The organism is Pseudanabaena sp. PCC 9330, from assembly GCF_055795045.1.
The window spans coordinates 330,900-355,739 of record NZ_JAYFES010000117.1; the positions used below are offsets into that span (position 1 = coordinate 330,900).

Sequence of the window (24,840 nt, forward strand, 5' to 3'; positions counted from 1 at the left end):
CTTTGGCCTAGGCCGCTTCCATCCAATCATAGATTTGCTCTAGTTGCTCCAGGGTAACTAAACCGTACTGCCAGAGAATCATGGGCAAAGGCCCCGGATCTTGCTCGCTATGTTTCAGGGCCACCTTGAGAGAAGCCGCCGAAATGGCCAAATCATCCTGTAAAAACTGAATCAGATTGGGCTGTGCACTCACCGTCATAGAATCTCACCTCCTTAAGGGGTCGTTAGGGTTTGCAGATGTTGCCCACGATTTTACACAAGGATGCCGCCGTGGCAACATGAATTTCTCGCGGAGTCGGTTGAACTTTTAGCACATCTCTAGGGCTAGGCCATTTGACCTAGGTGATGGTGGTTGATCCCGATTTTTCAGGAGATAGACTCACCGTTACGGAATCTGCCAGAGTTAGTTTCCGTATCTCTCTAGCCTTAGCTGTAGTAAAAGATGCCCAACTATAGCTAAATATCTCGGGTATTGCTTCATGGATCGTTGAAAGCCTTAATAATTAGTCAAGATTTGGTTGACTCGACTTATCTCCTTAGCCGCAGGGCCAGGGCATTATCTAGCAGCCCTGTGCCAATTACCCCAGCTTCTCCGGGCGATTCTTCCGGGCGATCGGGGGATCGAGTTCAGAAAAGGTGGCCTCTCGCTGGGGCCGGATGACACCAGGCCCGGCGGCGCTAAGGTGAGTATGGCACTGTCCCCACACCGCCCCAGCCCTGGCGGTAGCCCCAATCCACTGGGCCAAAAATCGTCGCAGCCAGCGCTCGACCTCTCTACTGTAAAGGCGGTGCTGACTCAGGTGGCAGGGCCGGGGCTGTGCTCCGGGGCAGGTGAGCTGGTCAGCGCCTTCGGTGGTCCAGTGGTTGACCATAGTGGCCGTAATTTCAGGATGAAACTGTAGCCCGTAAACCTGCTGCCCATAGCGAAAAGCCTGGTGGGGAAAGGCCTGCCCCCTGGCGAGCAGCTGACTACCCTGGGGCAGTTCAAAGCCTTCTTGATGCCACTGATAGACCATCAGTGGGTGGGGTATCAACCCCTGCCCACGGTTGGTCGGCAGAATGGGGTAGTAGCCAATCTCGCGCTGTCCGGTGGGGTGGGGGGCCACGGTGGCCCCTAGGGTGCGAGCCAATAGCTGGGCTCCCAAGCAAATGCCCAGGTAGGGTTTTTGGGCGGCTAGCACCAGGGGTATCCAGTCGAGTTCCTGGCGGATAAAGTCTTGGTGGTCGTCGTTAGCGCTCATGGGGCCACCGAAGACAACCACGGCACTGTGGCGATCGAGACTGGTAGGCAGGGGCTGCCCCACCGCTGGGCAGCACAGGTCTAGGGCAAAACCCAGGCTTCGCAGTACCTCTCCCACTCGACCTGGGTTAGAGGTTGGCTGATGCACAATGACCAGCACGGGCAGGTTAGAAATGACGCGATCGGGGTGATTGTCAGCCACAGAGCGGCCTCGCTTACAGTGTTTTAACTGTAGCGGCATTGATCCAATCGGTGCTGGGCAAATCTGGGCAGACTGGGCCTAAAGCTGGCGCTCTATCTGCACCATGCGACGGTAGGCGAGCCAGCCAGCCGCTACCATGGCAGCGGCAAAGATCGCTAAAAACCGCACGTGGGGGCTCACCTCTGCCAGGGTGGCACCGTCTACAACAATGCCAGAGAGAGCCTCGATCATGTGGTAGATAGGGTTGACCTGGGTTAGCCGCGTCAGCGAGGCGGGAAACAGCGCGACCGGCATAAAGGTGCCCCCTAAAATCATCAGGGGAATGCCAAAGGCGGCAATTAACGAATTGACATCTTCGGTGCGGCGGGCCAGCTGGGTGCCCAGCACAAAGCCTACCCCCACGTAGGCAGCGATACTGAGCAGTACTACCAGCAAGCTGGCCAGAGGGTTGCCGCCGATGGTGGCCCCCTGAAAGAGGGCGATCGCATAGACCAGCCCCGCCTGCACCAGCCCAATCACCCCGTAGGCCAGACAAATGCCTAAAAAATATGACACGCCGCTCAGGGGTGACAGAAATAGCCGCTTTAGGGTCTTTTGCTCGCGCTCTGACACCACCGTGGCAACGCTGCCCCCCAGCCCGCTAAAAAATAGCGCCGCCCCCACCAGGGTCGAGGGGGCCGCCTGGGTATAGGCCTCGGCCAGAGTAATCTGGAGCCGCTCCTGCAAGATCAAACTGTTGAGAATCATCAGCAAAACTGGGAAAATCGCCCAAAAAATCAGGCTCCGCTGCCGCCGCCAAAGCTCAACTAAGATGCGCTGGGCAACCGCCAGGGTTTCTCGCACGTATTTCATGCTGATGAGTAGACTGTGAAGGCATGTTAATACTACAGTCTTTAGCAGGTTAAACACAGGGGCTCTATTCCTCTGGCCGAGAGTGCTAGACGCCCACCCCTTCCCCCGAGAGACTGTGTTAACTTAATGCCGAAGTCGCTCTCCACACACCCTCCGGGTTTAGGCCCAGAGGCTGAGCCTGACCTACGCAACGACTGAACCATCTGATGAGTCAATCTTTAGAAGGGCTGTTTGCCCAAACCCTGGCTCGCCGCAACGTGCTCAAGCTCTTTGGAGTAGGGGGTATAGCGGCGCTGTTGAGCTATTCACGCCTGAGCAAGCCTCAGCCCACGGTGTTTCAGCAAGATCGGCTGACCCTGCCCAGGGCGGTAGGTCGCCCCCTGTCAGCGGTGGTGATTGGCGGAGGGCTGGCTGGCCTGGCGGCAGCCTACGAGCTAAGTCAGCGCGGCGTGGCGGTGACCCTGCTGGAGCGATCGCCTCAGTTGGGCGGCAAGATTGCCAGCTGGCCGATCCAGGTGGGCGACGATCACTTCATGATGGAGCACGGCTTCCACGGGTTCTTTCCTCAGTATTACAACCTGTTTGGTCTGGTTAACGAGCTCAGCATTCGCGACAACTTTAAGTCTCTCGACTACTACTCGCTGGTCTATAAAGACGGCTATAGCCCTGAAGTGTTTCGCCCCAGCAACTCGGCATTTCCGTGGAATATTGTCGATCTGGCGATCTCGTCGTCGAACCGGCTGAAATGGGGCATCAATCTCACCCACATGAAGCACCTGGAGGTGTTTCGCGAGATTACCGGCTTTCGCAACCCCCAGAGCTATCAGCGGCTCGACCACATGTCGATGGCCGAGTGGGTGGGCGACGATTTCCCTAAGGGCCTCTACGACCTCTACTTCTTGCCCTTTGCCAAGTCCAGCTTGAATTCGCCAGACGTGCTCAGCGCTGGGGAGCTGATGCAGTTTTTCCACTTCTATTTCTTTGGCAACCCAGAGGGGTTGGCCTTTAACGGCACCTGCCAGGATATGGGGCGATCGCTGGTCGATCCGATGGTGGCGGCGATCGAGGCTAACGGGGGCCAAGTGCTCAACGGGGTTACTGTCAGCCAGGTGCAGTGGGAGAACGGCCAAGTGGCGGGGGTCACCTACCAAAAGGGCAGCGTCGCTACCAACTCGGTGCCCTTCTGGGTCGATCGCAATCCCCTGCTGAGTTCTGAAACCATGGAATATTTTGGTGCGGGCGACAACGTCTACTCCGTCGCGCCGGGAGCCCAGACCGCTCTGTCGCTGACCTGCACCCACCAGGGCTGTAGTGTGCAGCGCCAGGTCACGGTGAATAATGAGGGCTACCTGTGCCCCTGCCACGGGGCTGCCTACGCCAGCGATGGCGCGGTACTGGCTGGCCCAGCTCGGGAAAATCTAGCGGCGTTTAAGGTGTTGAAGCGGGAGGGCGATCGCATTCAGCTAATCGCCGCCAACCCCGCAGACAGCACCGCTGCCCAAGATCTGACCGCCGACTACTATGTCATGGCCGCTGATATTCCGGGCATTAAAGCCCTCTTTGCCCTCTCTAAAGGCACGGTTGAGCCCACCCTGGCCACCCAAGTAGATGAGCTGAAAGTAGCTGACCCCTTTGCCGTGGCCCGCTTTTGGCTCGATCGCGACTTTGAGTGGGAGCATAGCTGGTTTACCAGCCTCTCGGGCTACAAGCTCACCGACAGCATTACCCTCTACCACCGTATTCAAGAAGACTATATCGATTGGAGCGATCGCACCGGGGGCAGCGTCGTCGAGCTCCACGCCTACTGCTACAAAGAGAAAGACTTCCCCACCCAGGCAGACATCCTCAACACCTTTGAAGCCGAGCTGTACGAGGTGGTACCGGCGCTCAAGGGCGCGACGGTGCTACACCGGCAGCTCGTCAACCAAAAAAACTTTGCCGGATTCCCCCCCGGCAGCTTTGCCAACCGCCCCCAGACCAGCACAGCGGCGGGTAACCTACTGTTTGCCGGCGACTGGGTGCGTATGCCCTTCCCCTGCGGCCTCATGGAGCGAGCTGTCAGCAGTGGTCTGCTGGCCGCCAATGCCATCTTTGAGCGCGAAGGGGTGCAGCGGCGGCCCATTCTGTCAGTCAACCCAGAAGGGGTGCTAAAGATTTAGGCGAAGATCACGTCTTCGTAGAGGTCGGCCATGGTTCCCTCCCAATTTACGCTGGTCAGCGACACCCGATCGCCTCCGCCGTAGGGATGCAGCACCCACAGCCCCTCGGCGCTGCGGCGAAACACCTCCACCTGCTGTCGGGTTTGAGACATCAGCACATACTCTTGCAGGCTGTCTAGGTGGCGATAGTCGGCAAACTTATCGCCTCGGTCAAGGGCCTCTGTGCTCTCGGACAGCACCTCCACAATCAAGCAGGGATGCTGCTTATAGGTGCTGAGGGTGGTATCCCGTTCATCGCACGTCACCATCACATCAGGGTAGTAAAAGCGATTGATGACCTCGATACGAGCCTTCACATCCGCGAAATAGCTACGACAGCCGCTGCCACGCAGGTGCGCCCTCAGGAGCGCATACAGATTTCCTACAATCTGATTGTGGGCATCGGTGCCCCCGGCCATGGCGTAAATGTCTCCATCCCGGTACTCGTGCTTGGTGGGGCTGATAGCCTCTGCGGCTAGGTAGTCTTCTGGAGAGGTGTAGTGAAAGGCAGCAACCATGGCGACTTCCCATACAGCGATAGCTCAATCCTAGCGGCTTTTACGGACTGGGTAGGCTGTTTCAAGGGTTTAGCCTCAACGGAGCCTTCCACCCTGGTTGGCTGACTGGCAAACCGGTTAGTTTGTGAGCGTTCCAGACATTCTCTGTCCTGAGTCTGCCCCATAGGCTCTCTTAAAACAGACTTGGGGACAGACTTTGCTCACGGCCTCTACAGGGAGAATGCGCCCTCAAAGCACCGACTCATACCAATCGTCCATGCCGCTGGCGCGGCACCCCCCACGATAAAAGTCTATTTCTAGAGCCAATCCTGCTTGCCTACCCCCGATTCAGCAGGGCGAACAGCCGTTTGCCCCTACAGGTGGGCCGGTTGGAAATCGGGGGTATGGAATTCAGATTTGGTATCAGTTTACGAATCCACATCTGCTCCGTAAAGTAGACATCAAGGCTATGTAGTCGGGCCAGGGTGCGTTGCCTTCTCTATACTTTGTTCATGACTCACGCCCGTGAGACCCCTATCAAACCAGCATTAGCAAGCGAACCCAGCGATGGATGTAATTGACCTTCAACCAGTGGCGGCGGTGGCGAGGGAGCAAAGCCCAGCAGAACGGCCCAAAATCAAACCTCTACGGCAGCTAGGCATCAACCTCAACCACTGGTACGTGGTGGCCCAGAGCGTAGAACTGACGGATAAACCTTTGGCCAGAACCCTGTGGCACCAGCCCCTTGTGCTGTATCGCGACAGCAGTGGTGCTGCCGTTGCCGTCGAAGACCGCTGCCCCCATCGCCAGGTCAAGCTTAGCGAGGGTACGGTCGCGGGCGACAACATCGTCTGCGCCTACCACGGCTGGCAGTTTGCCGCCGACGGCACCTGCGCTCACATTCCCTACCTAGAGCCGCAGCAAAAGCTACCCAACTGTGCTCTCCGCCGCTACCCGGTCAAAGAGCAAGACGGCTTTATCTGGCTTTTCCTTGGCGAAGCAGCCCTGGCAGACGAAGTGGCCCCCATGGGCGTACCCGAGTGGGAGCACCTTAACTTCATTGGTTCTGTAACCACCATCGATGTGCAGGCCCACTACTCATTTTTAATTGAAAACCTGATGGACATGTACCACGGGCATCTGCACGGCGGGGCGCAGGTATGGGCCAATGCGGTGCTCAGCGAACTCACTCACGACGATCGCCACGTCCATGCCCACTACGATGCCGAGAGCTACTACCGCATTGACAAGATTTGGTCTGCTAGCCAGCTGGTGTTTCCGGCCCTACGCCAGCTCCACCCCGAGCCGCTGGATGTCTACTACCACTACCCCCACTGGCGATCGACCCTGGGCGAAGATTTTGTGATTTACTGCCTGTTTTGCCCGGTGAGCGAGACCCACACCCGCGCCTACCTGCTGCACTTCACCTCCCTGGGGCGGTTCCAAAAGCTGCACAAAACTCCGGTACCCGTCCGACGATTTTTTAAGCGAGCTTTTACCAACTCCGCCAGCTTTGTGCTGCGGCGGCTGGTGCGCGAAGACGTGCTGATGCTAGAGCAAGAGCAGCAGGCCTTTGAGCAAAACCCCACCTACCGGGGGCCAGAGCTCAACCGCGCCCTGACGGCGGTGCAGCGCCTCATTCGCCACCAGGCCGAGGAGGGGGCTTAAATCCAACGCCTAGGATCAAACGGCTTGAGTAGTCTGGCACTGTATACGCTGGTCGATGGCGAATATCAAGTGCGCCAGTTTCGAGGGGGCGATCGGGTTGTGTCACGGGCTTTCCCAGATTTCAACGTGACCGCCAACCAAATTTTTCAAGCAGGAAGCTAGGCCCATAGAGGGTGTGTTGCAGCGATCGCCCGCTTAACAAACAAAAAACCCCCGAGGTCTTTAAGACCTCGGGGGTTTTTTGGGTGGGTGTTTGGCTATCTACAGCGTGGCTAGCACGTCGCGGGCGGCGGCGATGGTGGCCTCAATATCCGCATCGGTGTGGGCCAACGAGGTAAAGCCCGCCTCGTACTGTGAGGGTGCCAGGTAGACGCCGCGCTCTAGCATGCCCCGGTGGAAGCGGCTAAACTTCTCCAGGTCAGAACTCTTGGCATCTTCGAAGTTGCTGATCGGGCCGGGGTTAAAGAACATGCCAAACATGGCGCTGATGTGGCCACCGCAGACCTCATGACCCGCATCGCGGGCCGCCTGCAACAGCCCTTCAGTGAGTTTAGCGGTCAGCCGCTCTAGCTCATCGTAGGTGCCGGGGCGCTGGAGCAGCTCTAGGGTTTTGATGCCTGCGGTCATGGCTAGAGGGTTGCCCGAGAGGGTGCCCGCCTGGTAGACCGGGCCAGAGGGAGCGACCATTTCCATAATGTCGCGGCGACCGCCGTAGGCACCGACGGGCAACCCGCCGCCGATCACCTTACCCAGGGTGGTGAGGTCGGGGGTGACGTTAAACTTGGCCTGGGCACCGCCGTAGGCAATGCGGAAGCCGGTCATGACTTCGTCAAACACTAGCAGGGCATCGTTTTCGCGGGTGATCTCGCGCAGACCTTCTAAAAAGCCGCCATCAGGGGTAATAAACCCGGCGTTGCCCACTACGGGTTCTAAAATCACCCCGGCAATTTCGTCAGGGTTTTGGGCAAAGAGAGCCTTGACCGCTTCGAGGTCGTTGTAGGGGGCGGTGAGGGTGTCTTGGGTCGCGGACTTGGGCACCCCCGGCGAGTCGGGCAGACCTAGGGTGGCCACCCCAGACCCGGCCTGTACCAAGAACATGTCGGCGTGGCCGTGGTAGCAGCCCGAGAACTTGATGATTTTATTGCGACCTGTGTAAGCGCGCATGAGCCGCAGCACGGCCATACAGGCTTCCGTACCCGAGTTCACAAAGCGCACCATCTCAATGCTCGGCACGGCCTGGATAACCATTTCAGCCAGCACGTTTTCGAGGTAGCAGGGGGCACCGAAGCTAGTGCCTTTTTCGAGAGCGGCTGACAGGGCGGCTAGCACTTCGGGGTGAGCGTGACCGCAGATGGCAGGCCCCCAGGTGCCGACGTAGTCAATGTATTTGTTGCCATCTACATCCCAGATGTAGGCACCTTTGACATGGTCAAACACGATGGGCTGACCACCCACCGACTTAAAGGCGCGTACCGGAGAACTGACACCGCCGGGCATGAGGTTTTGGGCGGCGGAAAAAATTTCTTGTGATTTTGCCGTTTTAAATGGGGCTGTACTGACCAAGGCAGGTTCCTCTCAAAGACCAAAAGCACCCGGCGGGTATAACCCAAACCACCGGGGGTTAGCTCTGATCATTATCCTATCGATTGGATGAAGCACACCTGTTGATGTTGAGGAATGTAAAGGTTGTCCGTTTAGCGACGTAGGTGGTGCAATCGACCGTTCTTAATTTGCACCACCGGGTGGTTGGAAATGCGCACCAGGTGCTCGTCGTGGGTGGTGACGATGACGGTAATGCCGATAGAGTTGAGCTTTTTGAGAATTTTGATCACCTGGAGGGAGTTGTCGGCATCGAGGTTGCCAGTGGGCTCGTCGGCCAGCAGCAGGGGTGGGGTGTTGACCACGGCCCGAGCAATGCTCACCCGCTGCTGCTCACCGCCAGAGAGCTCGTCAGGAAAGCACTGGGCTTTGCCCTGGAGACCCACCATTTTGAGGGTGGGCCAGAGGCGACGGTGAATTTCTTTGCGGGTGAAGCCCTGGGCCCAAAGCACAAAGGCCACGTTCTCAGCCACGGTGCGCTTGGGGATGAGCTTGTAATCTTGGAAGACAACGCCAATGCGGCGGCGCATCATAGCGAGGCGGTTGCCGCGCAAATCGGCAATGGGCTCGTCGCCGACCAAAATATTGCCGCTGGTGGGGCGCTCGTGGCCGTAGAGCAGCTTGAGCAGGGTCGATTTGCCCGAGCCTGAGGGGCCGGTGACAAAGAGAAAATCACCGGGGTTGACGGTGAGATTGACCCCGGTTAGAGCTTTGCTGCCGTTGCCATAGACCTTCTCTACGTTGGCAAGAGAGACGATGGGCTGAACGTTGGGGTCGCTGGGAGGGGCTTTGTCAAGCTGGGGGGCTGGGGATGGGTCGGCGGCAGAACGGGCGGGAACCACGAGCTTGAAACGGTCTTGTAGTCGGGTTCTGACCTCTTCTGGAAGGCCGGCTAGCTTGGCATCGTCAGTGGGGCGGTGGAGCACAGAGGTCATGGAACGTCCTAACTGTAGATGGGTTGACCAGGCTTGGGGATGAGCCTGGTCTCGACACAAGCGCCGCGCCGCCAAAAGCGGAGAAAGAGCAAGCGTGGCTTTTGGGAGGCCATTGTACCGGAAACAATGGGGACGGCAAAAGGGATATTTGCTTTTTCAATAATCTTTATGTTTGTTGCAAGGCCCGGCTGTTGCGATCGCTTAGCCCTCTAGCTGGGTGCCGCAGCGCTTGCAAAACTGGGCGTCATCGTCGTGAAAGGCGAGGCCGCAGCTAGGGCAGGGCAGGTGCTGCGGCTGGGCCACCTTGTTGAGCTGGCGAATGAGGCTGCTGATTTGGGTTGGGATGAGGGCGATGCCGGTGAGAATCATCATGACGGTGAGGCCGCGACCGGCTTCTGAGATGGGGGTGACGTCGCCATAGCCGACGGTGGTCATAGTGACCACCGCAAAATAGAGGGCATCGAGAAAAGTGGCGAAGTTTTCAGGGTTGTGGGGGTGCTCGACCTGAAAAATTAGGCCGGAGTAGATGAAAATGATGGCCCCTAGGGTGAATAAAATGCGAATCAAAATTAGGCTGTCAGTACTGGTCACTTGACCAAACCAGAGCCGATTATTAAAAATTCGCACCAGGCGCAAAATGCGCAGCGATCGAAAAAAGCGCAAAAAGCGCACGTCGAAAACACCGACCCACGATGGCAATAGGGCGATGAAGTCGATCAGCCCGTAGAGGCTGAGGGCATAGCGCCAGGGGCGCTGGGCGACCCAGAGCCGCAGGCCGTACTCTAGAGTAAAGGCCAGCACAATCAGCCAGTCAAGGGCGCTAAGCCAGGTGTCGAGGGTGGGGGAAATAGGGTAGGTTTTGACGACAAAAATGGCGGCGGAGAGAAAGATCAGTAGCACGATCGCCCCGTTGACCATCTGCCCCACCAGGGTATCGGTGGTGTCTAGGTAACCGCGCAGGCGATCGCGTAGCGCGAGGCTTTGACCCTTGCCCTCAACCTGTGGTTTTAGTTCTACTGACTCTTCCATCGTGTCTATGCCCACCCCCAGGATGGTTCTACGGTCTGCCCTGGGCTAAGATAACCAGGCAACCTGATTTTTATCTGGCTGCGATTTTTTAGTTGTTTTGGGTCTAGCACTAGATTGAGCCAGCGGCTCGGCCAAGTCCGTTCAAGATCTAGAGTTTTTCCTAGATAGAGCTGTACCCGTAGGTTTGGAGTTGACTCGGCGCTTGAACCTGGGTCTAGGGTAGCGTCTGTGCGCTGACTGAGGCAGCATCGGCCAAAGTTTGCTGGCGATTTCTTTTTGCTGGACTGAGGGTTAGATTTAGTATCACTGCGGCAGTTTGAACCCCTATGGCGATCGCACCTATCATTACCACCCCCAACGATTTTTCCCCCAGTGCGTCTGGTACTTGGCCGCCGCTGCCCAGCCAGCGACCGCTGCTGCTGGTGGGTCACGGCAGCCGCGACACCGAAGGGCGCGATCGCGTGCTCGAATTTGCCGCCGCCTATCAGGCGCTAGACACCTCCCGCCCGGTGATTCCCTGCTTTTTAGAATTGACGGAACCCACCATTCAAGACGGGGTCGATCGCTGTGTGGAGCAGGGGTTTACCGATATCTCGGTGTTGCCAATTTTGCTGTTTGCCGCCCGCCACAATAAATTTGACGTCACCAACGAATTAGACCGCGCCCGCCAGCGCCATCCCCAGGTCACCTTTCACTACGGTCGCCACTTCGGCATTACCCCGGCGATCGTTCAGCTCTGGCAAGAGCGTCTCGAAGAGCTAGACAGCCCCCGCTTTAACCCCGATGGGATTGCCCGCGAAGACACCGTGCTGCTGTTTGTGGGTCGGGGGGCCAGCGACCCCGACGCCAATGGCGATGTCTATAAGCTCGCCCGCATTGTGTGGGAAGGCAGCCGCTATAAGACGGTAGAAATTTGCTTTATTGGCATCACCCATCCCCGTCTAGAAGAGGGCTTTCGTCGTGCCCGTATGTACCAGCCAAAGCGCATTATTGTGCTGCCCTACTTCCTGTTTACCGGGGTGCTGATTAAAAAGATCATGGGCATCTGTGAGCAAGAGCAGGTTGCCCACCCCGAGCAGTTGGTCAGCTACTTGCCAGAGATGGGTAGTCATCCGCAGCTTATGCAGATTTTGCGCGATCGCGAGATTGAGACTCACCTGGGCCAGGTGGCTATGAACTGCGAAATGTGCAAGTTTCGCCTTGCCGCCGGGGGAGGGCAGCACGGCCACGGCCACGATCACGGCCATGCCCACGACCACGGGTACGATCACGGGCACGGGCACGATCACGGGCACGGGCACGGGCACGGGCACGGGCACGGGCACGGGCATCACCATGGTGAACCCATCGACCTGTTCCCAGAACCTGACGACTACCACCAGCGTGCTTGGCAGGTGCCCTAAACCGATGCTCTTTAGCCCGAGAGGGGAATCTTAGAGAGAGTGCGCTGCGATCGCAGCGCACTCTCTCTATTGCATCTCAGGGGGCAGCCATGTTCAAATCGATCGGTCGACAGGTCTGTGCCTTTGATTTAGAGTGGGTGCCCGATCCGGCTTCGGGGCGGCAGTTGTATGGCCTGCCCGCCAACCTGACAGATGCTGAGGTGCTTGAGGTGATGTGGGCCAAGGCTGGGGCCACCGCCGACAAACCTCGCCCCCATCTCAAAACAGCACTGTGCCGAGTGGTCGCCGTCTCTGCCGTCATCCGTGCCCAGCTGCCCGATGGCACCGTGCACCTGCGGCTGACCACCCTGCCTCGGCAAAGCGATCAGCTAATGAATGAAGGAGAGTTAATCTTCACCTTTCTGGGCTATCTGGGGCAGCAGCATCCCCAACTGGTGGGGTTTAACTCTCAGACCAGCGACCTGCCAATTTTGCTGCAACGGGGTTTGGTTACCGGTATAGCTGCGCCAGAGTTTTGCCGTCGCGCCGACCAGGGCTGGAGCAATGATTATTTTAGTCGTCACGGCGACGCCCACATCGACCTTAAGAACGCCCTGGGCGGCTGGGGCATTGCCACTCCAACCCTGTCTGAGTTAGTTGGGGCTATGGGGCTGCCCAGCCGCCCAGACCCTGCCGATGTGGTGGCCTGGTGGGTGGAGGGCGATCTGCGATCGATCGTGCAGCAGAGCCAGTACGATGCGCTGAATACCTACCTGCTCTGGCTGCGGACGGCTCGGTTTGCCGGGCTCTTTAGCGCCGACCAACTGGTTGCAGAAGAAGATCAGTTTAGGGCAATGGTGGGCGATCGCATTTCCCAGGGCGACCATCACCTCAGCCAATACCTCACCCGCTACACTCGCGTGCAGCCCCAGCCCGCTGCCGTCATTGCCCTGGCGACCACCCCTGAGAACACAGACCAGGCAGCCTAGACAGCAAGCCCTAGGCCTATCTAGAGTTACGGGCATGGCTCGGAGGAGAGAGCTTTGTGGCATCCTAGGCACCCGGAGGTTCTAACCTCCGGTGGAGGAAAGCCCGCCTTAACTTTATTAACTTAATTTAAGTGCCTCAAATGCGTCGATTCTCTAGACACCGGTCGTTTGTGCACACAGTTAAGACTGTAAGGACTATTTTCTATGGCTATTCAGCGTTACTCGACAACCAAACGATGGCTGGTAGGCTTTGCCAGCGTTGGTGCCGCCGCCCTCATGGCCGCCTGTGGCCCATCCTCTGAGTCCACCGCCGATGGGGTGCCCGGTCAAGACCCAGCTATGACGCAAGACTCAGCAGCCACGACCGAAGTCGTCACCGACGAAGATACAGTGGTGGATGTGGCCGCCAGCAACGCCGATTTCAGCATTTTGGTGCAGGCAGTAGAAGCCGCTCAGCTGGGCGATGTTTTAGCCACCAGTGAATCTATAACCCTGTTTGCTCCTACCAATGCGGCCTTTGAAGCGCTGCCTGAAGGTACCTTAGATCAGCTCCTACTGCCCGAAAACCAGGAAACCTTGCGTCAGGTGCTGACCTACCACGTTGTTGAGCAGGAAGTGCCCGCTAGTGAGGTGACCACAGGTGACGTGCCGAGTGCCGCTGGCGCTCCCATTGCTCTCCAGGTTGACGAGGCCACTGGCGATGTGATGGTCAACCAGGCCATGGTGGTTACCCCTGATATTCAGGCTAGCAATGGTGTCATTCACGCCATCGACCAGGTCATCTTGCCCCCCGGCATGGCTCTCTAGGGGCTATCCTAGGGTAGCCTAGGGGCTATCCTTTCGCTCAAACTTCCTGACTCCCATCCAATCCTCGGGGTAGCCCCTGGGGATTTTCTTTTTTTTAGAACCCAATTTCGATAAACAATCATTCCTGGAAAAACAGTCTGATCGTCCTTACGGGGTGGGGTGAGATCACAGCCGATATTTGATTCAAGCGAATATGGGTATACAGGAAAGCCTTTTATACCGAATCCGAATTCCATACCCCTGATACCCAACCGACCAACCTGTAGGGGCGAACAGCTGTTCGCCCTGCTGAATCGGAGGCAGGCGAGCAGGATTTGGTATTAGAGCGAGGGCTATAGACCCACAAAAAAGGGCGCAGATAAGCTGCGCCCTTGCCAAGATCAATCTACTTTAAGGTTGCGTAGACGAAGGTCAGACTACTTCTTCATATCCTTGGCCATCTTGCGGAACATATCGAGGTTGGTATCGACCGCGCGACCGCCGTAGTTTGGCGTTTTGTTGACCACGGGCTGTGAGAAGGTTTCGGCCTGGGGCGTTTTTTCTGCCGGCAGACCTTCGGCGGTCAGCCGAATGGCCTCCATCGCAGAAATCTGGCGAATGCTCTCCTTCTCCTCGGTTTCACCCGCTTTTTTAGCAAAGGTACGACGCACGGTCTTAGAGGAGCGCATGTAGTCAATGTTGCCGTAGCTCTTGGCGTCATCGGGATCTAGGTAAAAGGCACCCCCAGCTCGCTCAATGGTGGGCTGCTGCGGCGCGGGGCGGTTGGCCTCGCCAGGGTTTTTTGCCTTTTTGCCGCCCAGCAATCCGCGAATGAATCCGGTCATAAAGCTCTCCTGCGTCGGTAGTGATTGGGTCGAGTGAGCCAAGCCCCCAGGCAAAGCGCCTCGATGAGGCAGATAGCCAGGCCGGACTTAGCTAAGGTTTGTTAACTACTATGTTAACTTTTGTTGGCAGGAAAACGGAGGCAAATTGGGAAAATCCGCATTTTGCCTGAGCTTGGCTCTTTATGAGAGACCCTTGATCTCGGTGGCCGTGCCCTAGCTTTAGCTGATCTAGGGGAGGCTCTCTCGGGGCCGTCTTCGGGTGAGGTTAAGTTGGGAATGCCTCAGCGACTATCAGGTTGTCACCATGCCATGCTCTAGGGCAAACCGGACCAGCTCTGTGCGGCTGTTGGTGCCAGTTTTGCTAAACAGGCGGCTGACGTATTTCTCGACGTTGCGCACGCTGGTCTCTAGACGACTAGCAATTTCTTTGTTCATGAGCCCTTCGGCTACCAGGTCAAGGACGCTCTGTTCGCGGGGGGTAAGGTCGATGCGAATGTCGGAGGCGACTTTGACGAGGCCGCCCTTTTGACTGAGCATGGCTTTGATTTCTTCGATCTGGCGGGCCATGACGGCGATATCGGGTACGTCACCTGACCCAATGGTCTGGGCGGCGCGGCGCCCCATCAGGTTGGTGATGACGGCGACCAGCTCTTCGGGGTCAAAGGGCTTTGACAGGTAGGCGTCGCAGCCAGCGTTGTAGCCCTGAATGCGATCGCTGGTCATGCCTCGGGCCGTCAAAAACAGCACCGGCAGGCCTTTGAAGCGAATGTCGTCGCGCACCTGGGCTAAAAAGGCGTAGCCATCGACCTGGGGCATCATGATGTCGGAGATCAGCACGTCGGGCGTTTCCTGCTGGAGTAGATCCCACCCTTCTTTGGCATTGCTGGCCGATCGCACCGTAAAGCCGCTGTCTTCGAGGTAGGCCTGCACCGCCTCGCGCAGACCTGGCTCATCGTCTACCAGTAGAATATTGCCGGGTTGCTCAGACATAACACCGTCCCAGATGACCTAATTACTGCTCACTCTATCCCGTAATTGTAAGGGTGAAATCAGTTCTCAAAGCTTGCCGCCGCGCTCTAATTGTTGATGCGTTGCTTCAGAGGTTACCTGGGCGCAGCCGCTGCCGACTGGCCCATTGCCTCTGGGGCTGAGGTTGGGGTCAGGGGGTGACGGGCAGAGCCGCCGGGTGATTGCTTTCGTCCGCTAGGGGGTTGGGGTTGGGCAGGGTGTTGGGGTCGCCGATATAGATACCCATCGATCGGGCCACTTTTACCATGGTGCTGTCGGTCTCTACCGGGCTGGGGCAGACGCCCCGCTGGTGGCAGTCGCGCACCGTGGCAATGACGTGGTGGAGATCCTTAGATTGCACCCGGCCTGCCTCCCACACCACCATGCGGTTATAGCGGCCTTCGGCGATTAGATCGATGGCCTTGCGGCCAAAGGCGGAGGCCAACAGGCGATCGCTAGCGGTGGGCACGCCACTGCGCTGAATGTGACCCAACACCATGGCGCGGGTTTCGACCAAATCCATGTCGCAGTAGGCGATGTCGCCGGTTTGGCAGAGGGTACGACTGCGATCGCACACTATTTTGGCCAGATATTCGCCGATCAAGTGCATGGGCTTGCCGTCTTCGCCGTGGACGCCTTCAGCCACCACCACCAGGGCAAACTTGCGCCCCCGTTGCCGCAGTTCGGCAATGTGCTGACAGATCTGCGTCACGATCTCAGGGGTTAACTGAGGCACCAGTTCGGGAATGAGAATGACATCGGCCCCGCCAGCGATGCCGCCGTGGAGCGCCAGATGCCCGGCGTCGCGGCCCATGACCTCGACCACCATGACGCGATCGTGGCTGGCGGCGGTAAAGGTGAGGTCGTAGAGAGCGCTGTTGACGGTCTGAACCGCTGTGTCAAACCCAATCGACTTTTCGGTAAAAGGCACATCGTTGTCGATGGTCTTGGGAATACCGATCAGGTTCCACCCGCCGCGCTGGGCCAGATCGTAGATAATGTCGAGACTGCCGTCACCGCCAATGGCGATCAGGGCGTCAAGGTTAAGCTTTTCATAGCCCGCTAAAATTTTAGCGATTTTGTCGGGGTCGCCGGGGTGACCCTTATTGAGCGATCCGAGGATGGTACCGCTAAGGAATTGCAGCACGTCAAGCCCCTGAAGAATGCCGGGGATGTCGTAGCCATGGTCAGTCAGGCGCAGATGGTCGAGGTCGTACTTGCCGTCAACCACCTGCATAAACCCCTCGGTGCTGTAGGGAATGCCGATCACATCCCACCCCCGCCGATTGGCGCATTTGACCACTGCTCGAATGACGGCGTTAAGACCGGGGCAATCGCCACCGCTGGTGAGAATGCCAATGCGCTGAGAGGAAGTCATAGGACGGTATCCGAAAGGCTGTTATCCCTATCCTCGGATCACTGGAGCCGTCGAAATTACCCTGCTTCAACAGTCTTAACGGAGGATAACCTTTGCTCACTTTTGCGAGCGCAGGGATGGTCACGTCTTAAATGCCAGCCCAGTGCTTTGTCAGAGCTAAAACTTAGGGTCGCAGATACCCTCGAAGACCCTTCGACAAGCTCAGGGTGTCTTGACGTTGTGCTAAGCCAATTCTGGCAACAAAAATACCGAAGATTTTTGTTGCCTTCCGAGGGCGCAGGCCCTGCGCCCCTACATGGAGACATCCTTTCTCTCAGAAATTTTCTAGTGCACTACCCGGTCTACCAGCTTAGGCTTGACTGACCACCAGGCACACAAGGCCAGGGCATTGACCGTGGCTCTACTCAAATAGACAAAAAATAGACAAAAAAAAGGAGAGCCCAAAACGGCTCTCCCTACCATCAGGGTGCATCTGATACCATATTAACTCAAAAATAGCACGGGGGGTAAGACCCCTTATTGAGTTTTGTGAATGCACCTCACCTGTCTCATGAATTTAGCTTTTGGCTGAGCAGCTGATTGCTAAGTTTTGGATCCACTCTGCCGCCGCTGTGCTTCATTAGCTGACCGACAAAGAAACCCTGGAGCTTTTTCTTGCCGCCGCGATAGGCTTCAAGTTCCTCGGGGTGGGCTGCCAGCACCTCGTCGATCATGGCTTCGATTTGGGCCGGGTCAGAGATCTGGCTGAGACCCCGCGCTTCGACCATGGCCTTGGGTGAACCCCCTTGGGTGAGCAACTCGGGCAACAGGTCTTTGCCGATTTTGTTGCTGATGGTGCCCGCTTCGATCAGCTGCACCATCTCGGCCAGCAGCTCGGGCTTGAGCGGCAGGTCGTCGATGGAGAGCTTCTCGTTGTTGAGGTAGGCGGCAATGTCCTGGGTGATCCAGTTGGCGGTGAGTTTGGCGTCGCCCCCGGCGGCGACGGTAGCCTCAAAATATTCGGCAATGGGGCGATCGTCGGCCAGCACCCGTGCGTCGTAGGCAGAGAGGCCAAACTCAGCTTCGTAACGGGTGCGCTTTTGGGCGGGCAGCTCGGGCAGCTCGGCCAGCCAGCCCTCTTTTTGCGCCACCGACACCACAATCGGGGGCAGGTCGGGCTCGGGGAAGTAGCGATAGTCGCTGGAGCCTTCCTTCACCCGCATGCTCTTGGTGCGCTGGCTGCTCTCATCCCACAGACGGGTTTCTTGGATGATGGTTTCGCCCGCTTCGTTGGCTTTGATCTGGCGCTCAATTTCGTAGTCGATCGCCTTTTGAATGGCGCTAAAGGAGTTCATGTTTTTGATCTCCACCTTGGTGCCAAATTCTTCTTGGCCTACCGGGCGCACGGAGATGTTGACATCGCAGCGCAGGGAGCCCTCCTGCATGTTGCCGTCGCTCACCCCCAGATAGCGCACGATGCGGCGCAGCTCCTGGGCATATTCTGCTGCCTCGAGGCCACTGCGAATGTCGGGCTCGGAGACGATCTCGATCAGCGGCACCCCGGCGCGGTTGTAGTCCACCAGGGAGTAGGTGGAGCCTGCCAGCCTGTCACTGCCCGCGTGCACCAGCTTGCCCGCGTCTTCTTCCATATGCAGGCGGGTGATGCCGATGCGCTTGCGGGTGGCCTGTTTGGTCTTTTTGTCGATCAGCTCGATCTCGAGCCAGCCGTGCTCGGCAATGGGCAGGTCGTACTGGGAGATCTGGTAGTTCTTGGGCAGGTCGGGGTAGAAGTACTGCTTGCGATCGAACTTGGAGTAGGGGGCGATTTCACAGTTCAGCGCCAGCCCCGCTTTTACCGCATACTCCAGCACCCGCTGGTTGAGCACCGGCAGTACTCCCGGCATACCCAGCACGATCGGGTCGATGTAGGTGTTGGGCTCGGCCCCGAAGGCCGTGGAGGCTGGGGAAAAAATCTTGGTCTCGGTACAAAGCTGGCAGTGGGTCTCCAGACCAATGATGGCTTCGTACTGAGTTTTGGCGGGCTGGGTTTTGGCGGGGGCCGCAGTGGTCATAAACCGCTCCAATGGACTATCGCAATGTGCAATACATTGTAGCGGCATGGGAGTGGGGGTTAAAGAAGGGAGCCGACGACCATGCCGACAAGAATGACAAAACCGAGCTGGACGTTTTGCCTAAAGAGTTGGCCGTAGATCTTGAGAGGAGGCTTGTAGCGGCTGAGCAGATAGGCCTGGCGCGACCAGACAAAGGCCGCAGCGGCAAGGGCCAGCCAGTAAGGAAATGCCAGCAGCAGCAGTGCCCCCAGCCAGACGAGCAATAGCCAGGTGCCGAGAAAGCAAAAGCCGACGAGTTGAGGGGTGTAGTCGCCAAAAAACAGCGCTGCTGAGTTTACCCCCAGGCGGCGATCGTCGTCGCGATCGGGGATGGCGTAGACCGTGTCAAACCCCAGCGTCCACAGCACCACGGCTAGCCATAAAATCCACACGGGCAATTCTAGGGTTCTTTGTACCGCCGCCCAGGGAATCAGCACTGCAAAGCCCCAGGCCAGCGACAGCACCAGCTGCGGCACCGGAAACACCCGCTTGGCCGCTGGGTAGAGCAGAATGAACGGCACCGCTGCTACGCACAGCCAAAAGCTGAGGGCATTCAAATACAGCGACAGCCCGTAGGCGCACAGCAGCGCCACCAGCAGCACCCCAAAACCGACTTGTACCGAGAGATCTCGAGCGGCCAGGGGGCGGGTGCGGGTGCGGGCCACGTGGGGGTCAATGTTGCGATCCCACAGGTCGTTGACCACGCAGCCAGCGGCGCTGGTGGCCAGGGTACCCAAAATGATTACCCCCACCAGGGGCAACGGCGGTCGCCCCTCAGCGGCTAGCACCACCGACCACAGGGCCGGAATCATCAAAATGAGCCGTCCCGTGGGTTTATCCCACCGGAGCAGACGAATAATAGCGTTGGGGGTGGAGGGTCTTGGCTGGGTCGAAGGGCTGGCCATGGTGCCATGGGTTGTGGGAGACAGTTTTTAGCATAGCGGGATGGAGATCTGTCGGGGCAGACCCATGGGTCTGCCCCAGCTGTTTGCACCAGATTTTGGTTGGAGGGTCAAGTGGAGTAAATTTCCATGGCTTTGGCGGTGAGGAAGTCGAGGTTGAGGGGGGCTGATATCTCCTCGGTATTGCGAAAGAGGGACGTAAACCCCCCCGCCCCCAGCCCTGACTGGGGCCACAGCCGATAGCAGGGAAAGTCTGCTAGGGATGAGGTATGGTTCGCCAGGATGGGAACAGGGATGGCGTCAAACTGGGGAAACTTCTTCAATAGCCAATCGCCAACTTGCTCGTTTTCTTCGGGGGAGAAGGTGCAGGTCATGTAGGCCAGGTAGCCGCCCCCGGCGACGGTTTGCGCTGCGGCGGCGAGGATGCGCTTTTGGCGACTGGCGTTTTTTTTGATATTGACCGGGTGAAAGCAGCCCAGGGCCGTATCGCCCTTGGCCAGCAGCGACTGGCCGCTGCATGGGGCATCCACAACGACGAGGGAGGCCCTGTGGGGCAGTTCTGCGGCGAACACCTGGGGGTCGAGGTTGAAGACTAGGGCCTCGGTAGCGCCGCAGCGCTTGAGGTTGGCGATCAAAATCTTGACCCGCTTGCGGATGACCTCATTGCACCAGAGGTGGGTAGGGTGAAAGGCTTGGCGGGCCAGCAGACTCTTGCCGCCGGGGGCGGCGCAGAGGTCGAGAACAGTGTCGACCTGGTCTGGAATAGCTGAGAATGCGGCGGCGGCGAAAACCGAGGCGGTATCCAGACAGTAATAGGCTCCAGATTGGTGGAGGGGGTGCTGGCCGGGGCGCTGGTCAGCGGCGATGCGATCGCACCAGGCTGGCTGCCACGGCAGCGGTGGGGCGATCGCAAAGGGCAGAGGCTCGGGCCGGGGCTGCCCCCAGACAATGGCGTTGGGATAAGGCTGGGGATGAACGAGAGCCTCGACAAAGGCATCGCGATCGCCGGCGTTGGCAAACAACCGACGACTCAGCTTTAGCAATAAATTTGACGCCTCACCCGTCACTCGCTTCCCTAAACCTTCTTCAGCACAAACAAACTCCCCTGATTTCCCCGCCCGATGCGCAGATCGTCATCGAGATAAGTGACCTCTAGCCAGCCGGTCTGGCGATCGCTGTTAATCGCAAAATCGATCCCTTGCAGCAGGGAAAATTTGGGCGTGCTCCGCAGCTGCTCAATAAATTGAGTCGGCGACTGGTAGCCCAGGGCCTTGCGCAGCCCCAACACCCCCCGGTCAAAGCGCACGTCCACCCGTTTGGTCGACACGGGCTCTAGGCGAGCGGCCACCGATACGAGGCCCGACAGCAGCGGCGGGCCGTTGATTTCGGCAATGTTATAGATACGATTTTCGGCCAGGCGAATGCACTGGTAGATGGGGCCGAGGGAGGCCAGGGGAATGCGATCGAGATTTAACAACTCGCGGCTGGTGGTGTAGAGCAAGCGCCAGTCGCCATCGAGCAGGGCCGTGGCCTCTAGCGGGCTGGGGGTGGGGTTGCGGCCTTCGAGTACCGCAGCGGCGGCTTGGATGGCGATGCGATCGCTAGGGTCGCTATCGATGCCTCGATTGCTGGTCGCTACGGCATCGAGTAGCTCAGCTTTGCCTATCATCGTCTTCGCCTAACATCGTCTAATCTTTACCGTGAGACCACGGGCCTACTATAGCGCTGTCACCGGGGCTAAATCTCTAGCGAATCGGCAGAGAAAACCACTAGAGAGCACCAGAGGGTTAGCTCTGCTACCATAGAGTGTTCGTACAGTGCAATTCCCCACTCGCTATGCCCAAATATTACAACCCGTCTCTGCGTCAGGTGCCCCGCACCGCCAAGGCTCCCATTTTGCCGCCCTCTGGTGAAGCATCGATCTTGAAATGGCTAGAAGATATTGGCCGTCTCCGCAGCCGCGACGTGGTGGAAAACATTCCTGACGAAGCCGAAAACGAAGAAATTTCTGATCTGATGGGTAACGACAACGACTTCGAAGACGACGATGCCGACCTCAGCCTCAGCGACGACGACGATTAGGTCTGCTGTAGGAGATGGCTTCACCCACCGATGCCCTATGGTGGCCCCACCGTTGACTAACTATCGGTCCCAATTAGTCATTAAGTGTTGTTAACCTGAATCCTCGATGGTGAGACGATTCATCTAAACTTCCTGACTATTTCCTAGCGCCAGAATGTAGTCAATCGGAAGATCATCCAGTAGACTCCTGGGGTGTGTGGTGTGACGATATTGAGGAATCGTTTGTGGATGCGAAATTTTTAGCATCGAAACGGCTGACCCTGAGCGGTCTGACGCTGTTTTGGCTCTTGAGTGTGGGGTTGACTGCGGCAGCGGCAAGCCTAGATGCCGTCCTAGGCAACGGTCTGGGACTGGGTAACTCAATACTGGTACCGTTTTTGGCTGCGGTTCTGGGCAGCAGCTTGCTGGGGTTTTGGGCAGTGCCGCTGCTGCGAGCCCTCAAGGCCGGTCAATTTATTCGTCAAGAAGGCCCCCAGGGCCATCTCAAAAAAGCCGGTACCCCCACCATGGGCGGTGCCTTTTTTGTGCCTGTGGCGCTGGCTGTAGCTCTGGTTGCCACCGGGTTTGCCCGCGATGCCCTGGCGGTGTCACTGCTGACCCTCGCCTATGGTGCCATTGGCTGGATCGACGATTGGCAGGTGATTCAACGTCGATCTAATAAAGGTATTTCCCCCCGTACTAAGCTAGCGCTGCAAATCGTGGTGGCGGCTGTGTTTTGCCTTTGGGTGATGGCCATTCAGCCCGCTGCCGACGCCCTAGCTACCGTGACCACCGTGGCTCTGCCCCTGGGTATAGTGCTGCCCCTCGGGTTTCTCTTTTGGCCCTTGGCTGGGTTTGTGCTGGTGGCTGAGAGCAATGCGACTAACCTCACCGACGGCCTAGACGGGCTGATGGGCGGTACAGGGGCGATCGCATTTATGGGGCTAGCGGCCATTGTCGCCCCCAGCCACCCTGACCTGATGGTGTTTTGTGCTGCTATGGCCGGGGCTTGCCTGGGCTTTTTGCTGCACAACCACAACCCCGCTCGCGTTTTCATGGGCGATACTGGTTCTCTCGCCCTAGGCGGTGCTCTGGGGGCCGTGGGCATTCTCAGCGGCAACCTGTTTGCCCTGCTGGTGGTCACCCTGCTCTTCTTTGCCGAAACTCTATCGGTGATCATTCAGGTGGGCTATTTCAAAGCCACCAAAGGCTCCGATGGGGTCGGCAAGCGCTTCTTTAAGATGGCTCCTCTGCACCACCACTTTGAGCTGTCGGGCTGGTCTGAAATTCAGGTGGTCGGGGTGGCCTACGCTGTTACTGCCGTGCTGGCTGCGATCGCCCTGCAGCTGTAGATTGTGACCCGGTGTAGCTTTTAGCCAGGCCCGCTGGCTCTAGGAGAATTGCCATGTCAGCCTCAAACCTGCGTCCTCTGGGTACGCCGCCCAATGCCTGGTGGGTCAACGAGCAGGTGGCCGATATTACCCGCCAAGAGCTACAGCCTCGCCCCGCCACCCTGACCACCGATACCAAGCAGCTGCGGTTTGACTTGAGCAAAACCGCCTGCCTAGTCATCGATATGCAGAACGATTTTTGTCACCCCGATGGCTGGTTGGCCAGCATTGGGGTTGATGTTGACCCAGCGCGCCAGGCGATCGCTCCTCTGCAACGGCTGCTGCCTCGGCTGCGCCAGGTTCAGGTGCCCGTGGTGTGGGTTAACTGGGGTAATCGCCCTGACCTGCTCAACGTCAGCGCCAGCCTGCGCCACGTCTACAACCCCAGCGGTACGGGGGTTGGGTTGGGTGACCCACTGCCGGCCAACGGTGCCCCGGTGCTGACCCAGGGCAGCTGGGCGGCGGCAGTGGTCGAAGAGCTGACCGCCGCCCCCCAAGACATCTGGGTCGATAAGTATCGCATGAGCGGCTTTTGGGATACGCCCCTAGACAGCATTTTGCGCAACCTGGGCAAGACTACCCTGCTGTTTGCCGGGGTAAATATGGATCAGTGCGTCATGGCTACCCTCCAAGACGCCAATTTTCTCGGCTACGACTGTATTTTGCTGCGCGACTGTAGCGCCACCACCTCGCCCGACTACTGTGCCCAGGCCACGATTTACAATGTCAACCAGTGCTTTGGCTTTGTGACCGACAGCGGCGCGATCGCCACGGCTTTGGACGGCACTGGTTAAAGTGTTTATAACTAGCTTAAAGTCCAGATCGGGAGCGATCGTTCTTCCCCAAGCAGCGCGCCACAGCTGAATTCGAAGTGGGCATGGTGCCATGGCCAAAACCGTTGCCGCTAGATTCTGGGGTTGCTAAACGTAGGTATCAAGCAAACGTTTGAGGCCTCGCGTAGAGGCAGACAGCTGTTTGCACCTGCCAAAATTTATGCCTCGCTTCAGCAGCACCAAATTTTTCTTGCCTAGGGATGGTGCAATTGCATTAATTTGAACTACCCTTGGGCAAATTGAGTTTCACGCCCCTTCTACCGCTACCATGAACGCACCTTTTTCCGCTGAATCTTCCTACGCTGGAGCGATGGCTCCAGAGGCACCCCAAGGCAGCCGTCAGACGCCTTCGGTGCCTATCTCCGTCTATCGAGAGCTGGCCACCGAGCTGCGGGCTACCCAGGCGATGGTTGACTCGCTCAACCAGCAAAATCAGCAGCTGAGCCAACAAAACCAGGTGCTCCGCCAAGAGATGATTCGCTTTGCCGACTCTGCGGCTCGGCTCAAACAGGCGATCGAAGTCAGTCAGCCCCAGGCTGTGCAGTCTGCGGGGGCCATGTCCTTTTCCCTAGACCTCAGCTCTGCCGCAGAACCGCCGCTGATGGCGACTGGGCAGCTAGGCGAAGACCTCGAAGCCTCTCTCCCAGAGCGTCTGAGCGAGTCTGTGGGCGAAGGGGTCTCCAACTTGGCCAGCCAGCTGACTCAAATGGTGAAGCCTAGGGGCAAAAAACCTCCCAAGCCGCTTCAGCGCCCCCAAGGAACGGCTCCCCAACGCCTGTACACCGAAGAAAGATTGGATCCTAACCGCCCAGGGCAGCTAGCCCAATCGTCTAGCGATCTGAGTGGCCTGTGGCTGGCTGCTACTATTCTGCTGATTGTAGTGAGTGCTTTTGGGGCCGGTTTTCTGATCATGAAACCCCTTTTGAGCAACTCTCGCTAGGCAACACGTCTCAGA

24 protein-coding genes are annotated in these 24,840 nt (G+C 58.0%); 10 read left to right on the plus strand and 14 right to left on the minus strand.

Translation table 11 applies throughout. The features are described 5' to 3' along the window. Nucleotides 1-7 precede the first annotated feature (7 nt). The 3 genes from AC0QKW_RS23665 to AC0QKW_RS23675 form a co-directional block, all read right to left on the minus strand. Nucleotides 8-199: a DUF2949 domain-containing protein gene (locus AC0QKW_RS23665; protein WP_473153567.1), complete on the minus strand. Its 192-nt coding sequence runs from the start codon at nt 197-199 to the stop codon at nt 8-10. 379 nt (nt 200-578) lie between these two features. Further along, complete coding sequence (locus AC0QKW_RS23670; RefSeq protein WP_473153568.1) at nt 579-1,442, minus strand: glutamine amidotransferase-related protein; 864 nt, start codon at nt 1,440-1,442, stop codon at nt 579-581. 78 nt (nt 1,443-1,520) lie between these two features. Further along, on the minus strand, nt 1,521-2,294 hold the full coding sequence (locus tag AC0QKW_RS23675) for an ABC transporter permease (protein ID WP_473153569.1): 774 nt from the start codon (nt 2,292-2,294) through the stop codon (nt 1,521-1,523). A gap of 206 nt (nt 2,295-2,500) precedes the next feature. Between AC0QKW_RS23675 and AC0QKW_RS23680 the strand changes: the two genes are divergently transcribed. Further along, nucleotides 2,501-4,453 (plus strand): FAD-dependent oxidoreductase, encoded by a 1,953-nt coding sequence (locus AC0QKW_RS23680; RefSeq protein ID WP_473153570.1) that lies wholly within the window; start codon nt 2,501-2,503, stop codon nt 4,451-4,453. Here the strand turns inward: AC0QKW_RS23680 and AC0QKW_RS23685 are convergent. Continuing rightward, entirely contained in the window at nt 4,450-5,010 is a 561-nt protein-coding gene (locus AC0QKW_RS23685; protein WP_473153571.1) for a Uma2 family endonuclease, read from the minus strand. The two genes, AC0QKW_RS23680 and AC0QKW_RS23685, sit on opposite strands and share 4 nt — an antisense overlap. 546 nt (nt 5,011-5,556) lie before the next feature. Between AC0QKW_RS23685 and AC0QKW_RS23690 the strand changes: the two genes are divergently transcribed. Then, the gene (locus AC0QKW_RS23690; protein ID WP_473153572.1) at nt 5,557-6,657 is read left to right on the plus strand and encodes an aromatic ring-hydroxylating dioxygenase subunit alpha; all 1,101 of its coding nucleotides are present in this window, start codon (nt 5,557-5,559) and stop codon (nt 6,655-6,657) included. A gap of 24 nt (nt 6,658-6,681) precedes the next feature. Then, a complete protein-coding gene (locus AC0QKW_RS23695) occupies nt 6,682-6,819 on the plus strand; it encodes a hypothetical protein (RefSeq protein ID WP_473153573.1) in 138 nt (45 codons plus the stop codon). 99 nt (nt 6,820-6,918) lie between these two features. On the opposite strand, the gene hemL is transcribed toward AC0QKW_RS23695, so the two are convergent. From hemL to AC0QKW_RS23710, 3 genes are all read right to left on the minus strand, one after another. After that, nucleotides 6,919-8,220: a glutamate-1-semialdehyde 2,1-aminomutase gene (gene hemL / locus AC0QKW_RS23700; protein WP_473153574.1), complete on the minus strand. Its 1,302-nt coding sequence runs from the start codon at nt 8,218-8,220 to the stop codon at nt 6,919-6,921. Between the two features lie 131 nt (nt 8,221-8,351). Then, on the minus strand, nt 8,352-9,191 hold the full coding sequence (gene ftsE / locus AC0QKW_RS23705) for a cell division ATP-binding protein FtsE (protein WP_473153575.1): 840 nt from the start codon (nt 9,189-9,191) through the stop codon (nt 8,352-8,354). A gap of 201 nt (nt 9,192-9,392) precedes the next feature. Further along, nucleotides 9,393-10,220, minus strand: coding sequence for an ion transporter (locus AC0QKW_RS23710; RefSeq protein WP_473153576.1), 828 nt, complete (start codon nt 10,218-10,220; stop codon nt 9,393-9,395). A 326-nt stretch (nt 10,221-10,546) separates the two neighbouring features. Here AC0QKW_RS23710 and AC0QKW_RS23715 point away from each other — a divergent pair, with 326 nt between their 5' ends. From AC0QKW_RS23715 to AC0QKW_RS23725, 3 genes are all read left to right on the plus strand, one after another. Continuing rightward, a complete protein-coding gene (locus AC0QKW_RS23715; RefSeq protein ID WP_473153577.1) occupies nt 10,547-11,623 on the plus strand; it encodes a sirohydrochlorin chelatase in 1,077 nt (358 codons plus the stop codon). A gap of 89 nt (nt 11,624-11,712) precedes the next feature. Beyond that, nucleotides 11,713-12,591: a 3'-5' exonuclease family protein gene (locus AC0QKW_RS23720; RefSeq protein ID WP_473153578.1), complete on the plus strand. Its 879-nt coding sequence runs from the start codon at nt 11,713-11,715 to the stop codon at nt 12,589-12,591. Nucleotides 12,592-12,795: 204 nt separating this feature from the next. After that, a complete protein-coding gene (locus AC0QKW_RS23725) occupies nt 12,796-13,398 on the plus strand; it encodes a fasciclin domain-containing protein (protein ID WP_473153579.1) in 603 nt (200 codons plus the stop codon). Nucleotides 13,399-13,814: 416 nt separating this feature from the next. On the opposite strand, the gene AC0QKW_RS23730 is transcribed toward AC0QKW_RS23725, so the two are convergent. The 7 genes from AC0QKW_RS23730 to AC0QKW_RS23760 form a co-directional block, all read right to left on the minus strand. Beyond that, nucleotides 13,815-14,222, minus strand: a complete 408-nt coding sequence (locus tag AC0QKW_RS23730) for a hypothetical protein (protein ID WP_473153580.1) — start codon at nt 14,220-14,222, stop codon at nt 13,815-13,817. Nucleotides 14,223-14,513: 291 nt separating this feature from the next. Next, a complete protein-coding gene (locus AC0QKW_RS23735; protein ID WP_473153581.1) occupies nt 14,514-15,212 on the minus strand; it encodes a response regulator in 699 nt (232 codons plus the stop codon). A 169-nt stretch (nt 15,213-15,381) separates the two neighbouring features. Continuing rightward, nucleotides 15,382-16,608, minus strand: a complete 1,227-nt coding sequence (locus AC0QKW_RS23740) for an ATP-dependent 6-phosphofructokinase (protein ID WP_473153582.1) — start codon at nt 16,606-16,608, stop codon at nt 15,382-15,384. Nucleotides 16,609-17,156: 548 nt separating this feature from the next. Next, a complete protein-coding gene (gene gatB, locus AC0QKW_RS23745; RefSeq protein WP_473153583.1) occupies nt 17,157-18,659 on the minus strand; it encodes an Asp-tRNA(Asn)/Glu-tRNA(Gln) amidotransferase subunit GatB in 1,503 nt (500 codons plus the stop codon). A gap of 59 nt (nt 18,660-18,718) precedes the next feature. Next, the gene (locus AC0QKW_RS23750; protein ID WP_473153584.1) at nt 18,719-19,603 is read right to left on the minus strand and encodes a 4-hydroxybenzoate solanesyltransferase; all 885 of its coding nucleotides are present in this window, start codon (nt 19,601-19,603) and stop codon (nt 18,719-18,721) included. A gap of 107 nt (nt 19,604-19,710) precedes the next feature. Then, entirely contained in the window at nt 19,711-20,622 is a 912-nt protein-coding gene (locus AC0QKW_RS23755) for an RsmB/NOP family class I SAM-dependent RNA methyltransferase (RefSeq protein ID WP_473153585.1), read from the minus strand. 53 nt (nt 20,623-20,675) lie between these two features. Beyond that, on the minus strand, nt 20,676-21,269 hold the full coding sequence (locus tag AC0QKW_RS23760; protein ID WP_473153586.1) for a PAP/fibrillin family protein: 594 nt from the start codon (nt 21,267-21,269) through the stop codon (nt 20,676-20,678). A gap of 167 nt (nt 21,270-21,436) precedes the next feature. On the opposite strand from AC0QKW_RS23760, the gene AC0QKW_RS23765 reads away from it, so the two are divergent. From AC0QKW_RS23765 to AC0QKW_RS23780, 4 genes are all read left to right on the plus strand, one after another. Continuing rightward, nucleotides 21,437-21,682: a DUF3134 family protein gene (locus AC0QKW_RS23765; protein WP_473153587.1), complete on the plus strand. Its 246-nt coding sequence runs from the start codon at nt 21,437-21,439 to the stop codon at nt 21,680-21,682. A gap of 224 nt (nt 21,683-21,906) precedes the next feature. Continuing rightward, nucleotides 21,907-23,013: a phospho-N-acetylmuramoyl-pentapeptide-transferase gene (gene mraY / locus AC0QKW_RS23770; protein ID WP_473153588.1), complete on the plus strand. Its 1,107-nt coding sequence runs from the start codon at nt 21,907-21,909 to the stop codon at nt 23,011-23,013. Between the two features lie 53 nt (nt 23,014-23,066). Beyond that, complete coding sequence (locus AC0QKW_RS23775) at nt 23,067-23,846, plus strand: cysteine hydrolase family protein (protein ID WP_473153589.1); 780 nt, start codon at nt 23,067-23,069, stop codon at nt 23,844-23,846. Nucleotides 23,847-24,153: 307 nt separating this feature from the next. After that, nucleotides 24,154-24,825, plus strand: a complete 672-nt coding sequence (locus AC0QKW_RS23780) for a hypothetical protein (RefSeq protein WP_473153590.1) — start codon at nt 24,154-24,156, stop codon at nt 24,823-24,825. Nucleotides 24,826-24,840: the final 15 nt, after the last annotated feature.

What these genes read in the sequence shown, in the direction of transcription:
- AC0QKW_RS23765 (WP_473153587.1), top strand. Translation starts at nt 21,437, where the DNA reads ATGCCCAAATATTACAACCCGTCTCTGCGTCAGGTGCCCCGCACCGCC.
- AC0QKW_RS23750 (WP_473153584.1), bottom strand. Translation starts at nt 19,603, where the DNA reads ATGGCCAGCCCTTCGACCCAGCCAAGACCCTCCACCCCCAACGCTATT.
- AC0QKW_RS23665 (WP_473153567.1), bottom strand. Translation starts at nt 199, where the DNA reads ATGACGGTGAGTGCACAGCCCAATCTGATTCAGTTTTTACAGGATGAT.
- AC0QKW_RS23680 (WP_473153570.1), top strand. Translation starts at nt 2,501, where the DNA reads ATGAGTCAATCTTTAGAAGGGCTGTTTGCCCAAACCCTGGCTCGCCGC.
- AC0QKW_RS23710 (WP_473153576.1), bottom strand. Translation starts at nt 10,220, where the DNA reads ATGGAAGAGTCAGTAGAACTAAAACCACAGGTTGAGGGCAAGGGTCAA.
- AC0QKW_RS23780 (WP_473153590.1), top strand. Translation starts at nt 24,154, where the DNA reads ATGAACGCACCTTTTTCCGCTGAATCTTCCTACGCTGGAGCGATGGCT.
- AC0QKW_RS23735 (WP_473153581.1), bottom strand. Translation starts at nt 15,212, where the DNA reads ATGTCTGAGCAACCCGGCAATATTCTACTGGTAGACGATGAGCCAGGT.
- AC0QKW_RS23730 (WP_473153580.1), bottom strand. Translation starts at nt 14,222, where the DNA reads ATGACCGGATTCATTCGCGGATTGCTGGGCGGCAAAAAGGCAAAAAAC.
- ftsE (WP_473153575.1), bottom strand. Translation starts at nt 9,191, where the DNA reads ATGACCTCTGTGCTCCACCGCCCCACTGACGATGCCAAGCTAGCCGGC.
- AC0QKW_RS23685 (WP_473153571.1), bottom strand. Translation starts at nt 5,010, where the DNA reads ATGGTTGCTGCCTTTCACTACACCTCTCCAGAAGACTACCTAGCCGCA.
- AC0QKW_RS23715 (WP_473153577.1), top strand. Translation starts at nt 10,547, where the DNA reads ATGGCGATCGCACCTATCATTACCACCCCCAACGATTTTTCCCCCAGT.
- AC0QKW_RS23760 (WP_473153586.1), bottom strand. Translation starts at nt 21,269, where the DNA reads ATGATAGGCAAAGCTGAGCTACTCGATGCCGTAGCGACCAGCAATCGA.
- gatB (WP_473153583.1), bottom strand. Translation starts at nt 18,659, where the DNA reads ATGACCACTGCGGCCCCCGCCAAAACCCAGCCCGCCAAAACTCAGTAC.
- AC0QKW_RS23690 (WP_473153572.1), top strand. Translation starts at nt 5,557, where the DNA reads ATGGATGTAATTGACCTTCAACCAGTGGCGGCGGTGGCGAGGGAGCAA.
- AC0QKW_RS23725 (WP_473153579.1), top strand. Translation starts at nt 12,796, where the DNA reads ATGGCTATTCAGCGTTACTCGACAACCAAACGATGGCTGGTAGGCTTT.
- AC0QKW_RS23720 (WP_473153578.1), top strand. Translation starts at nt 11,713, where the DNA reads ATGTTCAAATCGATCGGTCGACAGGTCTGTGCCTTTGATTTAGAGTGG.
- AC0QKW_RS23740 (WP_473153582.1), bottom strand. Translation starts at nt 16,608, where the DNA reads ATGACTTCCTCTCAGCGCATTGGCATTCTCACCAGCGGTGGCGATTGC.
- AC0QKW_RS23675 (WP_473153569.1), bottom strand. Translation starts at nt 2,294, where the DNA reads ATGAAATACGTGCGAGAAACCCTGGCGGTTGCCCAGCGCATCTTAGTT.
- AC0QKW_RS23775 (WP_473153589.1), top strand. Translation starts at nt 23,067, where the DNA reads ATGTCAGCCTCAAACCTGCGTCCTCTGGGTACGCCGCCCAATGCCTGG.